This window comes from Peribacillus sp. NPDC097264 (assembly GCF_050277925.1).
In the GTDB taxonomy this organism is placed as follows: Bacteria; Bacillota; Bacilli; order Bacillales; family DSM-1321; genus Peribacillus.
Genome location: NZ_JBNNSR010000009.1, coordinates 76,621 through 91,076 on the forward strand (window position 1 = coordinate 76,621; position 14,456 = coordinate 91,076).

Below are 14,456 nucleotides of genomic sequence, written 5' to 3' on the forward strand. Positions count from 1 at the left end.
CATTAGCCACGTGTTTATAGTCACGTGGCTATATTTGTTATATTATAAATTTATCCAATGACTAACTATTTTTACCTATTAGTTAAATTGTTCGGTAACCCTTAATATTTCATTTTTATATAATAAAATATCGTTTACACTATCTAATTTATGGGTAGTTTTTAATTCATCATTTAATTGGATATACTTATTACTAGTATTAAAACCTAATCTACAAATCCATTTACGGATATTATCATCCAGTAAAACATTAAAATAACTTTTATTATCTCTATAGTAAACTCTATTTGCATCTAGGTTTTCCTTAAGCATAAGTTTTATTAAAACATATCCCTCTATTTCTTCTTCGGTTGTCACAATCACAGGTCCATCTACTACTTTTTCCAGTTCATCAATTAGCTCTTCTTCGTTTGTTGGTGCTATATCGTCATTTATTTTTTCCGTCGTATTCAACTCATTTCCATCAGTTGAACTTAAAGCTTTTTGAAGCTTATCATTTACTTTATCATTGACGAATTGATTAAGGGATTTTTTTACTATTTCCCGAAAATTATCGATTACTTTTTTTGTCTTTACACCTTGATAAACATCATTTAATACGAATTTGATAAACTCTTCATTTGGTTCCTCCCATTGTTGAGTTAAAAAATTCTTAATTTCATTTGTATATTTTAATTCGGAGGCAGTAGTTAATACATTTTCTACATTGAAAAAGTTTTTTCTAAATTTGGCTAACTCCAGAAGGTGATTTTCTCTTATTTCATGTAAATTAAATATAAAGAATGGTTTATCATCCATTTTATTAGGTTCTTCTAAATCGGTGAAGAACTTATATTCAATACCATTGGTCAAGATTGCAAACTTAGCTTTGGTAGTTCCAAAATACCTAAATAATTGCGAATCATGTTTATGTAGTTTTTCATGCACACATTTTGCTTCAATTAAAATAACAGGGTGTCCGTTTTCCATTATGGCATAATCAATTTTTTCACCTTTTTTTATTCCAACATCAGCTATGAATTCTGGTACTAATTCCTCGGGGTTAAAAATATCATATCCTAATGCTTGTATTAACGGCATAATTAACGAGGTTTTAGTTGCTTCCTCAGTTTGAATGTTATCCTTTATTCGTTCTATCCTAGTTGATAGCGCTTTAATTTGTTGTATAAAGGTTTCCATATTCCTACCCCCCATTTATAAAAGGTTTCTATATTCGTACCCGCATTTTTAATATAATATGCTTATATAAAACCATATTATACTAATCTGTAAAAAAATATATGTATCTCTCATCTTAGAAAAAGTGACTATATGTTAAATTTGAATAGAATCTTGTATTAAGAATTTTGGATATACAACATAAGTACCTAGAGCATGTAATTTAATCGCTAGAAAGGCAAGGATAATTTTTAGAGTTTTAAAAGTCTAATCGGCTGATCTAATCGGCTTAATAGTACTTTTATTTTGCGTTTAGCTATGATAACAAAAATTTATTGCCTATAAATAAATTTTAAACATCAAGCTTAATAGCCACGTGCTAAGATGCACGTGGCTATTATTTTATACGTAAAATTACTACCTTAATCATTTACGCAAATCCATTTACTGTCCAATAGGTGGCTTTCTATAACCTCAATCCCATTAGAAGAGCCCCACTACCCTATCAAGTATCCCAGTAACATCAAGAAACACGATGATAATAACCAGAGGAATGATGAACCTCATGATAAAGAACCATATATTAAATGCTTGGGCGCCTAGGCGTGAATGCTGTAATAGTTCCTCTCTCAACGTGCTTTTCTTAATCTTATATGAAACGAAGATCGAGATTAATAGCACGCCTAGTGGCATTAATATGTTGCTGACTAAATAATCGGCTGAATCAAACAAGTTCTTCGAGAAGATTAAGATATCAGAAAAAGTACTATAGGATAATGCAGAGGGAATGCCTACTGCAAAGATTAAGATGCCAATGATATAGGCATATTTGGTTCTCATCTCCTCTTTTCCTTTAACGATGGCTGCCACGATAATTTCCAACATGGAGAAGGCCGACGTTAAAGTGGCGAATAGGAATAATGCTAAAAACCCTAATAAGAAAACTTCTCCAAACACGATTTGGTCAAACACCGCAGGCAATACAACGAACAGTAAACCCGGCCCTTCAGCTGGCTCTAATCCTAGTGAAAATACAGCTGGGAAAATGGCCAATCCTGCTAATAAGGCAATCAATAAATTCATCGCGACGATGGATATGGCTGGTTGGATTAAGCTTTCCTTTTTTGAAAGGTATGAACTATAAGTCACCATGACCGACACTCCAACACTTAAGGAGAAGAAAGCCTGGCCCATCGCAAACAGGACACTTTGAGAAGTCATGCTAGAAAAATCAGGTGCTAGAAAGAATTTGACACCTTCCAGAGCGTTATCTAATGTAAGTGAGCGAATGATCAAAACAATAAAAAGCAGAAATAAAGCAGGCATCAATATTTTACTCACTTTTTCGATCCCATTTTGAATTCCTTTCGCTACAACCAAAACGGTAAAGGCTAGGAAGATAAATTGAGCTGCAAGGACCAACAACGGATTGCCGATTGTCCCGTTAAAGACAGAGCCATAATCTGCACCCTCACTAATTATTCCACCAAACAGACCTTTGGCGAAATAGATGACAATCCATCCACCAATTACGCTATAGAAAGATAGTAGAAGAAAACAGGTGAATACCCCTAATCTTCCAATCCAATGCCAGTTGCTGTTGGGAGCTAAACTACGATATGCACTGATGGCTTCCTTTTGTGTGCTCCTGCCTATGATAAATTCCGCCAATAATAAGGGAAAACCCATAAACAAAGAAAATAAAATAAAAAGAAGAAAGAATGCCCCTCCCCCACTCATCCCAGTAACATATGGGAGCTTCCATATGGCACCTACCCCTATCGCTGATCCAGCTGCGGATAAAATAAAACCAATCTTCGATGACCATTGCTCTGTTGTTTGCATGCTAACCCTTCCTTATCCCTTTTTATTATGGTTCCCTAAAAACAAATCAAAGACAAAAAAGCCACGTCTCTATCTGTAACGATAGGGACGTGGCTTCACGCGGTACCACCCTAATTGGAAACAATACTGTTTCCCACTTGTTAAAATAACGGTTTAACCCGTCTTATACCACTTTCTCTTTTGCAGTATAAAAAAGCTCCAAGAATGAAATTCACCTAGTCTTTGTATCAGTTTTCACCAACCACTGATTCTCTATATAACAGGGAGACCGGCTTAATGGGTTTCTTTTCGTCGCTCGCTCGATATGTTAATTAACAAGATTATAGTACGATAATTCTTATAGGTCAATCATTATTTAAATATTTAGACTATACAAGAGGGATTCTTCTCACATCTCATTCCCTTCATCATCGCGGCGAAGATCTATTATTACAGCATAATTATATGACTTTTGGAAGAATGAATTACTTCGAATAAAATAATAAAGTTCTTCATAATCTACATGAATATAAGGATTCTTTCCATTAATGGCCCCTTTGGAATATCTTGGACACATTTTTTATCGTGAAATATGTTATACTATTAGTAAAGAGGGTGCATAAATTGAAAAGTAATAAATACAATAGTGGCGAAACCGTAACGATCCTTGAAACTGATGAATTAGTTACAATTAGTAAATGGGCATATGTAAAAAACATGAAAAGATATTCTTATACAGTCAAAGAACATCCAACAACATTCTTCTTTGAAGAAGAACTGGAGAAAGCATAAGCTTTCACTTTTTTTGTATGCAATGATTTCCTTACTCTTCAACGGAGTAAGGTTTTTTTTATGTATAAACGACGACGACAAAGAACAGACTCCCCTAGGGGAGTCTGTTCATATAGGTTACGATTTAGTTTTAAAATTAAGCTTTTTGAACGTTAGCTGCTTGAGCTCCACGAGCACCTTGCTCAACGTCAAAAGTTACTTTTTGACCTTCGTCTAAAGATTTGAAACCTTCGCTTTGGATAGCTGAGAAATGTACGAATACGTCGTCTCCGTTTTCACGTTCGATAAATCCAAAACCTTTTTCTGCATTAAACCATTTAACTGTACCTTGTTCCATTTTTGTTGCCTCCTAGTGCATAACACACATTGTATTACTATTTTTGATTTTTCAAGAAGATACTAATACCTTTTTTCATTACCAAAAACAATTCTTTATTAGAATAACACGAAACGATAAAAATAGCAACTACGCTGCAGAGAATTAAATTTGTTATTTCATAAAAGGCCACTAGCAAATAATTATGAAGAGATTGCCCGCTCTTTTGCTTTTCATAATTTTTCCAATTATATGATTTAGATTTTTAATTAGGGGTATATCAGAGTATAAGAAACCGTTCTTTTACTTTCGTACAGATTAAACAACATAGGAGGTTTATTAATGAAATATTATAAGGTCTCGAATAGAGGATTCGATAGTAAGGTCATTGCCGCCAGTAGCGATTATGAAGCGCTTGGCTTTTATTTAATGGAGATCGATGATCAACTTGGTTTTGTTGATGATATAGATATAGAAGAAGTCGATGCTGAAGAAAAAGTTGAGGTTTCCTATATTGGATACCCTGTTTATAAGACGATTGAGCAAATCTATCAAGAGAATGAGTTCTGGGAGGTGCCTAATATAGTAGTGGAAGTCGAGTGAATTTGAAATGCCCACCTTTTCACGAGGGGGCATTTCATAAATATTGAATGAACGTCTCAAAACAGTTGGGTCAAATAGTACTTTGTTATGGCCAAGTATTCACGGATATATGATTTCACTAAAACGATTCGCGGCGTCTTTGCAGGAACCCCTGTCACTTTCAATCCTTCTCTTTCAGCCATTTTCACGGCTCGATAAAGATGAAAATCATTCGACACAATCAATCCAATCGATGAAGGATCCGGAATGAACTCTTTCGAGAAAGCAATATTTTCACTGGTTGATGTTGATTCGTCCTCCATGATGATTCTTCCTTCTTCAATTCCCTGGTTGATAAGCCCTTGTTTCATTGCCTCGGCTTCTGAAATGTCTTCTCCAGGACCTCTGCCACCAGAGACGATGGCCACCGTACTTCCATTCGATTTTAAATAGTCTGCTGCCTTATCAATCCGGTATTGTAATGATAAAGATGGAACATTCCCTTTTACTCTTGCTCCTAAAACGATAAGGTATCCCGCATCTTCAGGGATTGGCTGATGGCTGCTTTCCATGATCTTCATATGTAAGATTCCAAAGTATACGAGCAGCACGACCATACCCATACCGCCAAGCTTTATCCCCTTTTTCATAGTACCGCTCCGTTTCTTTTTCGCTTACCATTTTCCCTTTTTATTCCAAACTACATTACAAAAGTGGAGCAATCAATAAATTATTAATCTGACAAAAAGGTGAAATTAAAAGTGTACTAGAAGTTTTAAGCTTCCCCCATCATGTCTTCGTAAATCCACTTTCCTATTAGACTAATGACTTGACGGCTTTCTTCCTCGGTTTTCATGTCCTCAGTCAGGACTGCGGCGTAGACGGTTTGTTTGTCTGAACGGATGATCGCACAATCATGGGCGACACCACGAATCCCCCCCGTTTTACTTGCCACTTTCACACCCTTACCCATTTGTGACGGAAGCTTATCCCTTAACTGTTGATTATCCATTATACGCAATATTTTTTCCTGGTTCTCTTTCTTTAAAAAGTCTCCAGTATGTATCGCCTTTAGACAGGTAATGGTATCCGCTGCGGAGATGGTATTATCCCGGCCTTCTTTCAACGCTTTAAAATCCTGCATTTTCCGTTGAAGAATAGTCTGTTTAAGTCCAAGATCCTTTATACACTGATTAATTTCATCTTGGCCAAGCAAGGTCATCATCATATTGGTGGACGTGTTATCGGACACTGTAATCATCAATGACAAAAGATCTTCAACCGTTAAAAAGACTTTATTCGATAGAACATGCAGAACCCCTGATCCACCCGTCACTTCTTCAGGCGGGATCGTCACCGGCTGATTCAAATAAATCTTCTTTTCTTCGCTCTGACGATATCCTTCAATAATCATCGGAATTTTAATCAAACTGGCTGATTGGAAAGATTCATCCTCATGATATGCGATGGATTCCCCATCACTATTTTCAATTTTATAAGCAATGCGTCCATTAAATGATCCCACTGCATCCAAAATCTTGTGTTCAATGGTTTGTAAAGACATGGTTAACCCTTCCCTTCTAACGATTCATTAATTATGTAACACCTTACTAATTCTACCATGTAAAAGCATCACTATCTTCTATATATGCTTTATTGATTTATTTTCAAGATAGAACGTAAAAAGGCATTAAAATTCCCAAACAAAAAAGAGCATTCGATGAGAAAGCTCCTTTTCAGGTACATTATAATCTTATCTTGCTTTCATCGGTCTTCCTTTCACTATTGGAAACCGCTTCTTTTCGGTGGTATCTACCTGGGTGATTTCCCCATCATGCACGGTTATGATAACTGACCCATATTGCAGTTCTTCCAAACTGGAAATGATATGTTTGATTTTTAACTCCTCTTTTTTTTCCATAGTGGCCCCCTTGAATAATGTTTATGAAGAAAACCCATGATAAAGGAACGATCGATCTACCTCTAACGCTTTCTATACTAGCGGTCAAATCATTCCATCCTTCTCTTCTTTTCCAAAAGATAAAGGCACCTTTTATCTATTATTAGATGGAAAGGTGCCTTTAGTTGACTAATCGGCATTATGAGAGTTGCTTGTCATTATGGCTGGTAATCGAACATACTAAGGAAAAGACGATGGCTTAATACACACTAAACTATACTTTATTATCCTTACCTATAAACTTGGTATTATTACTATAATCCGTCTTTCATTATTTGTCAATGACGTTTTATAATATTCCGACTAATTCGTATATTTTATTCTGCCTATTTAGCACTTTACCAAACTAAACTATTTACGATATACTATTTTAAAATAAGTTTTTCATTGAACATTACAATCATTGTCCTATAGAAAGGTTCGATTATAAATATGAAAAATAATAAATGGGGATTGTTGATCCTAACCACATTTGTAGTTGGCAATATGGTGGGCGGCGGTATCTTCATGCTTCCTGCCCAATTGGCGCAAGTATCAAGTCCGTTGGGAGCCACGATGGCGTGGGTTGTCACGGGCTTGGGAGTATTTTTAATAGCACTCGTTTTCGGTAACTTGGCTGTGAGAAAACCAGATTTGAAAGCCGGACCACAAAGTTATGCACAATCATTATTTAAATCACCTGTAAAAGGCAGATTTGCTGGATATAGCATGGCCTGGGGTTATTGGGCGGCTAACTGGGCGGCTACGGCCTCCGTCATCATATCATTCGCAGGTTATTTATCGACGTTTTTCCCAGTCATGCACAGTACGAAAGTGCTCTATACAGCAGGATCATTTGACCTTGAACTTGGTAAGGCACTAACATTTGGTGTTTGTAGCTTGGCACTTTGGGGCATACACTTCATTTTAGTCAGAAGTTTTAATGGTGCTGGTAAACTTAACCTTGTCGCAACAGTCACAAAAGTGATTGGCTTCTTATTTTTCATCATCGTTACTATTTTCATCTTTGATTCTTCTAACCTGGGAGACGGCGCTAAATTTTATAACGAAGCGGGTACATCATTTTCCTTAGGTTCCCAAATTAACAATGCAGCGATTTCTACCTTATGGGCATTCATCGGCATCGAGGCAGCCGTTATGCTTTCAAACCGTGCGAAATCACAGAATGATGTCAAAAAGGCGACGATCATTGGCTTGCTTATCGCTGTTGCCATTTATATAGGGATTACCATCTTGACGATGGGTGCTTTATCGCAAGAGGAATTGAGGGCATCTCAGAAACCACTAGTCGATGCTTTACAGACTGTGGCCGGTTCCAGCGGCACATATCTTATGGGAGCACTAGCTGTCATTTGCTTATTAGGTTCAACGATAGGGTGGGTCGTCGTTGCATCGGAAGTTCCTTATCAAGCAGCGAAATCGGATATATTCCCAGCTTACTTTGCAAAGGCAAATAAAAATGGAACGCCGGTACGCTCCATGACGATAACGAATTTAATGACGCAGCTGTTCTTGTTTTCCACTATTTCAGGAACCATCTTAGTCGCATACAAATTTTCCATGATCGTTGCAACTCTTGCTTATTTGGTCCCTTATCTCGTATCAACTTTGTATCAATTAAAGTTAGTTTTGACTGGAGAAACGTACGATATCATGAAGGGATCCAGGACTCGCGACGGCATCATCACCTTCCTGGCATTGATATACTCCATATGGGTCATCAAGACAGGCACAGCCGACATGGAAACGTTCATGTTAGGTATCTATTTATATGTTCTAGGCTTTGTTCTATACCCGCTTTGGATGCGGAAGAGAGCTTAACAGGAAAACGCCCTGGCATTAATTAATATGCCAGGGCGTTTTCTATATTTCATCCAGAATTATTTTTGTATCCAGATGTATGGATTCTCCTGGTTGCAACTCCTGCAAACCCGTTACTTCCACTGGTAATTTCAGATTGGGGGCATTCGTGATCCATGTGTAAGGCTCGGGACACAAGAACCCGTCCTCATTGAACACTACCCAATATTTAAAACGGCGATCCGCTTGATAACGCACTTGTATACCAGCTTTCGGATCGGTTAAGACAGCTTCATTTGTTCGGTTTTTTTCCTCATCATAGCTAAAAATGTCATCATATTCCCGTCCCTCTCCTATTATCCTCCTTTGAATTTCATCCTTATTTGGCAACGTGATGTATTTTCCAGTCGGCAATGACCTTCCATTCAGCTCCCACTGTTTATTTACGGGCAAGGAAATCTCGCAATCCGAATAGTCATTTCTTGATATAAACGGAAAATTGAAGATCGTATGATACCCTGCACCCCACGGAAATGACTCGCGACCGATATTGTGAATGTTCATTTGGATATCCAGTCTCTCTTCCTTTACTATATACGTCATGTTCACTTTGAACTCGTGAGGAAAATGCGGATACATGGAAGGAAAATCACTGCTCAAAAATTCCGTAACGATTACGACTCCCTCCTTGCCTGCCTCTCTTTTTAGGACCTTCCAAGGCTTATCATGCAAAAAACCATGAATGTGATTGTGCTTCTCCCATTCATTTACCGGAAATGTATAGGTTGTTTCCTTATATGTAAAGGTCCCATCTTCTATGCGGTTAGGCGGGAACAGGATTGGCATGCCGTATAGGATCGGCACTTTTTTGTAGTCATCCAACGACTTTGGAGTCCTCAATATATCTACATCTTTTTTCTTGGATTTTAGCGATAGTAGATTACTTCCCAAAGCTAGAACGATCATTGCTTCAATGATTTCATTGCCAAAGATTATAGCCTCTTCATTTAAAAACATCTGGTCTTTTATATAGGATTCCATCTTCTTTCCTCCCCTTAGATTCCATATACTTACACTCATCCTACTAGTCTAGTACCCTTTTGACAACTGGCGCTCACCACTTTTCCATAATCTGATTCTTTCCAATATAACTTGGCCACTTGGCCTCTAAAATAGATAAAAAAAGGATGCTCCCCTAGGAACATCCTTTTTTTGCTTAGTTATTGCTTTCGCTTATTAAGGCGACTATGCCTTCTTCGTCATCCAAGACAAGCTCAATGCCTGAATATGGGTCGATATTTAAGTATTCATCCAGCCATAATCGAAGCGCTTCGATCAAGTTGATCGTGATCAATACTTGCTTCCTGCCATCAACGAACGTTTCAGCTGAGAAGCCATAATCATCATCATACATCAATTCAACTTCCACTTCATTGGGCTCGACCTGCTTTTTACGAGCAATGTATACACATACTGCATTAATGATATCTTGTTCGGAAATTCTTAGCCTCTCCATGGGTTTGGATCCTCTTTTTTCTTCTTATCTTGGAAGTAAACGAAAATCTTGCGGATAATGACCACGATGGCAACGATCGCAATAACGTTGACTAATAGTCCAAGAATGGAACCAAGAGCTCCCATATTGGCAAATAGGCTACCAAAAAGTAAACCTGCAAGCCCTCCAAGCATGATTCCTTTCATTAAGCCGCCCTTAGTAAATGAGTTGCCGCTTTTTGTATCGGTTTTCGCTTTGTTTGTATTTGCATCGGATTTATTCGTTTGTTTATTTTGGAAATTCGAGTTGTTATTCGTATTGTTATTCGAGTTATTATTGTTGAAGCTTCTTTTCCCGGATTTATAACCCCTTGCATCGGCGGATTGTGTATGGTCCTGGAATACATACGCACCAACTGGCGAGAAAGCTAATGTGATAGTTAGTAAAGCAGCCATAATTTTTTTCATCATGTGTTTTTTGCCTCCATTTTTTAGTAGTAGGAATGTTGTTTCATTAAATGTCAGTAAGTTTACAAGTTAAATCCACATCACCTATCCTTATTTCATCTTAATAGTATTTACGATATTAATCAAAATAAGTTTCACTTTTTTTGTTTTTATCCGTATTTTTTATAAAAAATGGGCAGGGTGATGATCACCCTGCCCATTAAGACACTATTATTTCACCCGAACTACACGGCCATTGAATTTACTTGCCCAATATCCGCTACTCATGTTAGCAACAGCCACTCCTGTTGAACTTTGAGAGCCAATGAACTTGCCTCCTCCAACGTAAATACCAACGTGTCCATCAGTTTTATACGTGTTGAAGAATACTAAATCTCCCGGTTGCATCTGGCTTTTTGAAACTTGCTTTCCTGCACTTGTCAAGGCACCTGTGCTTGCTGGTAGGCTAACACCTGCTTGTTTGTAAGCCCATGCAACAAATGCTGAACAATCGAATCGGCCGTTAGCAATGTCGGATGCCGTTCTTCCGCCACCGAAAACATATGTTGAATTACCGATGTATTTATAACCTGCTGTGATTGCAGAACCTACGTTAGCTGTGCTTGGCGCTGCTGTAGCCTTGCTTTCACTCTTTGGAGTTGTTGAAACATTATTTTTCGGTGCACTTTTTGGTGCACTTTTTGGTGCACTTGATGATGATTCATTTTTAGAAGAACTAGTAGAAGGCGCTACATTGCTATCTACATGATCATCTACATGGTTAGTAGAAGATTTCTGAACTTCTTCCGCCACACGGTTTAGTTCGGCCTTTTCAGCCGCTTTACGTTCTTCTTCTTTTTTAATGTTTTCACGAATCGTTGCTAATTTGCCCGCTAAATCTGCATCTTCATTTTGTAGGGCCTTTTTAAGAGCTTCTGTTTCAGACTGTTTCTTTTCAAGTTTAGATTTCATTTTTACACTAGCTGCTTTTTGTTCCTTAATTTGAGATTTCATACCTTTTAGGTCAACTTGCATCTCTTTAAGGCTTTGTAATTTCTTCTCTACTTCTTCATGTTTTGCTTCTAGCTCAGCTTTATCCGCTTCTTGCTGAGTAAGAATCTCCTGATCTGCTTCAACGATAGCCGCAACTGCTCCTACACGGTCAACAAGATCACGGAAACTAGTAGATCCTAAAACTACTTCAAGGTAATTAACGTCACCGCCGCTCTCTTGGAAAGAAAGGGCACGCTCCTTTAGGATTTCTTCGCGTTTTGCAATTCTTTCCTCTAAAGCAGTAATTTCTTTTTTCAATGAATCAATATCTTTTTCCGTTTCAGTTACTTCTATATTGGTTTTCTTGATTTTTTTATCGTTTTCTTCCATTGCATTAACGATTTCTTTAATCCGGGAATCCATTTTCGCTTGCTCTTTCTGTAAGTCCTGAATGACTTTTTCAGCATCTGAAATATCGGATTGAATTCCGGCACGTTCTGATTGAATATCTGAAACAGATTCCGCATTGACCATCGGTGCGGCAAAAATGCTTCCTAAACCGAGCATAATAGTGGTATTTAATACGATTAACTTTTTCTTCAAACTCATTTCCCCTACTTTCTTCCCTAGCAATTCAATTGACCCACTTCTTTCTATCTAAGAAAATAGCAATCAAATTGAACCACAGGAATCTCTTCTCTATTTTTTAAAAGCATTATGTACTTTTCTAGGATTGATTTCATATTACATAAAATACAGAATTTCTTTGAGCTCATTACCTAATACGTAGTATATCACCGCTTTTTGTCAAATACGTAATAGCAATATTACATTTATATTTCATTTTTAACAGTAAACATATTTTTTCGACATTTATACGAGATATATAGACCAATTTTTGACAAATCCCTTCTAGTAAAACGACAAACTCCCACATGATAATCTATCCAATTATTAGTATAGAAGAACCACAACTTATGATAGTCAATAGATTCGACATTGTCAAAAAAAGGAACTTATCACTTTTAAAAAAATATGGCCCGAAACCTTGATTAGGTTCCGGACCATATTTTTTTTACATTTTTTCTGTTTCACAAAGGGAGTTCTTATCGGCATGATTCATTTACATTTTCAGATTCCGGCCATATAGTCAACAAAAACTTTCAACTCTTTTGGACGAACAAACACAATATCTCCCTTTTTTAAAGAAAGCTGATTAAATTGGTCTTTTGTAAGTTCGATTTCGAGCGGTTCCTGAATGTCCTGACGAATCACTTCAATACGGACAATCGGTCCGATTGCATGAATATGATCGATGACGGATTCAATCGAATCGACATTGGATGGACCTTTTTCGATAATGAAGTTATGAGATCTTACATATCCTGTGCTATCTCCGTCCTCACTATCCGGTACGTGAATTTCCACATTCCCCGTTGCAAGCTTTCCTTGATGGACCTTTCCCTTGAATAGGTTAACACTGCCGAGAAAGTCATAAACAAATGGATTCTTTGGATGTTCGTATACTTCATCTGGTGTTCCAATCTGTTCGATTTTCCCCTCATTCATGATGACGACCCGATCGGCAACATCCATCGCTTCTTCCTGATCATGTGTTACAAAGACACTCGTGACATTGAACTCGTCATGCAGCTTTCTTAACCAACGCCTAAGTTCTTTACGGACTTTGGCGTCCAGTGCCCCAAATGGTTCATCGAGCAACAAAATATTTGGCTCTACGGCCAGTGCCCTGGCTAAAGCCACGCGCTGACGCTGGCCCCCGGATAATTGAGAGGGATAGCGATCTTTATATCCTTCCAGTTTAACCAGTTGGAGCAGTTCCGTAACTTTTTCTTCAATTGCTTTTTTGCTAGGTCTTGTTTTTCTGGGCCGTACCTTTAAACCATATGCAACATTATCAAAAATGGTCATGTTTCGGAAAAGGGCATAATGCTGGAAGACAAAACCGACGTTCCTATCCTTCACGTGCTTGTTTGTGTAATCCTCTTCATTAAATAATATATGTCCGTTTTCTGACTGTTCAAGACCAGCTATGATGCGGAGCAACGAAGTTTTCCCCGAACCCGAGGGACCCAGTAACGCAACAAGCTCCCCACTTTTTATTTCTAGATTGATATCTTGTAGGGCCTGAAACGACCCATAATATTTTGTAACGTTTTCAATGATGATGCTCATTGTACATCCCCCTACCTAGCTTTTGTAGATTTCAGGTCCGTTTTCCATTCTATTAGACTCTTTAAAACCAACGTTATAATTGCAAAAATGGACATTAACGATGCCACGGCGAATGCCGCTGAAAATTGATATTCATTGTATAGGATTTCAATATGAAGTGGCATCGTGTTCGTCATGCCGCGTATATGGCCTGATACAACCGATACGGCTCCAAATTCCCCGATCGTCCTCGCATTGCACAAAATGATTCCGTATAATAAGCCCCATTTAATATTGGGCAACGTTACATACCAAAAAGTCTTGAACCCGCCAGCACCAAGGGTAAGGGAGGCTTCTTCTTCAGAGGTTCCCTGGCTTTGCATAAGTGGAATCAATTCCCGTGCTATAAAAGGGAAGGTAATGAATAGGGAAGCAATGACAATGCCCGGTATGGAAAATATCACTTTTATATCGTACGCCTGCAAAAATGGACCAAGCGCTCCATTCAGACCAAATAATAGGACGAATATCAAACCGGCAATGACCGGTGACACGGAAAATGGAAGATCGATCAACGTAACTAAAAAGTTCTTCCCTTTAAATTCATATTTTGTAATCGTCCATGCCGCCACTACCCCGAATATGGCATTCAAAGGTAAAGTGATCAGGACAACGATCAACGTTAATTTAATGGCAGCCAAAGAATCTGGGTGAGCAATCGCCGCAACATACGCTTCCGCTCCCTTTTCAAAGGCTTTTACAAAGATAGCAATCAACGGAACGACCAAAAAAAGCGTCAAGAATAGCAATACAATGGAAATAAGGGTCCATTGGATAAGTTTTGGCTCCTTCGTAGCGTTTCTTGTTAAGATGACTGGTTTATTTGGCTCTGTAGCCACAGGATGATGATTGGCC

At 37.9% G+C, this 14,456-nt stretch carries 15 protein-coding genes and 1 other annotated feature; of the genes, 3 read left to right on the plus strand and 12 right to left on the minus strand.

The genetic code is table 11. From position 1 onward, the window contains the following. Positions 1-78: 78 nt before the first annotated feature. Together ACQKL0_RS15390 and ACQKL0_RS15395 are read right to left on the minus strand one after the other, a co-directional pair. Complete coding sequence (locus tag ACQKL0_RS15390; protein WP_427688444.1) at positions 79-1,179, minus strand: type I restriction endonuclease; 1,101 nt, start codon at positions 1,177-1,179, stop codon at positions 79-81. 462 nt (positions 1,180-1,641) lie between these two features. Beyond that, positions 1,642-3,003 (minus strand): sodium-dependent transporter, encoded by a 1,362-nt coding sequence (locus tag ACQKL0_RS15395; RefSeq protein ID WP_427688446.1) that lies wholly within the window; start codon positions 3,001-3,003, stop codon positions 1,642-1,644. 80 nt (positions 3,004-3,083) lie between these two features. Next, positions 3,084-3,304: a binding site (T-box leader), on the minus strand. Between the two features lie 302 nt (positions 3,305-3,606). Between ACQKL0_RS15395 and ACQKL0_RS15400 the strand changes: the two genes are divergently transcribed. Continuing rightward, a complete protein-coding gene (locus ACQKL0_RS15400; RefSeq protein WP_402955962.1) occupies positions 3,607-3,774 on the plus strand; it encodes a hypothetical protein in 168 nt (55 codons plus the stop codon). Between the two features lie 136 nt (positions 3,775-3,910). Here ACQKL0_RS15400 and cspC read toward each other — a convergent pair whose 3' ends face one another. Next, positions 3,911-4,111: a cold shock protein CspC gene (gene cspC, locus ACQKL0_RS15405; RefSeq protein ID WP_010331195.1), complete on the minus strand. Its 201-nt coding sequence runs from the start codon at positions 4,109-4,111 to the stop codon at positions 3,911-3,913. Between the two features lie 321 nt (positions 4,112-4,432). Here cspC and ACQKL0_RS15410 point away from each other — a divergent pair, with 321 nt between their 5' ends. Further along, the gene (locus ACQKL0_RS15410; RefSeq protein ID WP_402867884.1) at positions 4,433-4,693 is read left to right on the plus strand and encodes a hypothetical protein; all 261 of its coding nucleotides are present in this window, start codon (positions 4,433-4,435) and stop codon (positions 4,691-4,693) included. Between the two features lie 56 nt (positions 4,694-4,749). On the opposite strand, the gene ACQKL0_RS15415 is transcribed toward ACQKL0_RS15410, so the two are convergent. From ACQKL0_RS15415 to ACQKL0_RS15425, 3 genes are all read right to left on the minus strand, one after another. Beyond that, positions 4,750-5,322, minus strand: coding sequence for a YdcF family protein (locus ACQKL0_RS15415; RefSeq protein WP_427688448.1), 573 nt, complete (start codon positions 5,320-5,322; stop codon positions 4,750-4,752). A 125-nt stretch (positions 5,323-5,447) separates the two neighbouring features. Next, entirely contained in the window at positions 5,448-6,236 is a 789-nt protein-coding gene (locus tag ACQKL0_RS15420; RefSeq protein WP_427688450.1) for a serine hydrolase, read from the minus strand. Positions 6,237-6,425: 189 nt separating this feature from the next. Beyond that, positions 6,426-6,593: a DUF2292 domain-containing protein gene (locus ACQKL0_RS15425; RefSeq protein WP_402867881.1), complete on the minus strand. Its 168-nt coding sequence runs from the start codon at positions 6,591-6,593 to the stop codon at positions 6,426-6,428. Between the two features lie 471 nt (positions 6,594-7,064). Between ACQKL0_RS15425 and ACQKL0_RS15430 the strand changes: the two genes are divergently transcribed. Further along, positions 7,065-8,453 carry an amino acid permease gene (locus ACQKL0_RS15430; RefSeq protein WP_407407150.1) on the plus strand — a complete coding sequence of 463 codons (1,389 nt, stop codon included), beginning with the start codon at positions 7,065-7,067 and terminating at the stop codon, positions 8,451-8,453. A 42-nt stretch (positions 8,454-8,495) separates the two neighbouring features. Here the strand turns inward: ACQKL0_RS15430 and ACQKL0_RS15435 are convergent, their stop codons facing one another. The 6 genes from ACQKL0_RS15435 to cysW form a co-directional block, all read right to left on the minus strand. Beyond that, a complete protein-coding gene (locus ACQKL0_RS15435) occupies positions 8,496-9,473 on the minus strand; it encodes an aldose 1-epimerase (protein ID WP_427688452.1) in 978 nt (325 codons plus the stop codon). Positions 9,474-9,648: 175 nt separating this feature from the next. Next, positions 9,649-9,948, minus strand: a complete 300-nt coding sequence (locus ACQKL0_RS15440; protein WP_402867878.1) for a YxcD family protein — start codon at positions 9,946-9,948, stop codon at positions 9,649-9,651. Continuing rightward, positions 9,936-10,394 carry a hypothetical protein gene (locus ACQKL0_RS15445; RefSeq protein ID WP_427688571.1) on the minus strand — a complete coding sequence of 153 codons (459 nt, stop codon included), beginning with the start codon at positions 10,392-10,394 and terminating at the stop codon, positions 9,936-9,938. Before ACQKL0_RS15445 ends, ACQKL0_RS15440 begins: the two co-directional genes overlap by 13 nt. 210 nt (positions 10,395-10,604) lie before the next feature. Further along, entirely contained in the window at positions 10,605-11,975 is a 1,371-nt protein-coding gene (locus tag ACQKL0_RS15450; RefSeq protein ID WP_427688454.1) for a PcsB-like coiled-coil domain-containing protein, read from the minus strand. Positions 11,976-12,497: 522 nt separating this feature from the next. After that, a complete protein-coding gene (locus tag ACQKL0_RS15455; RefSeq protein ID WP_402867877.1) occupies positions 12,498-13,562 on the minus strand; it encodes a sulfate/molybdate ABC transporter ATP-binding protein in 1,065 nt (354 codons plus the stop codon). 11 nt (positions 13,563-13,573) lie between these two features. Then, positions 13,574-14,413, minus strand: coding sequence for a sulfate ABC transporter permease subunit CysW (cysW, locus tag ACQKL0_RS15460; RefSeq protein WP_402868547.1), 840 nt, complete (start codon positions 14,411-14,413; stop codon positions 13,574-13,576). Positions 14,414-14,456 lie beyond the last annotated feature (43 nt).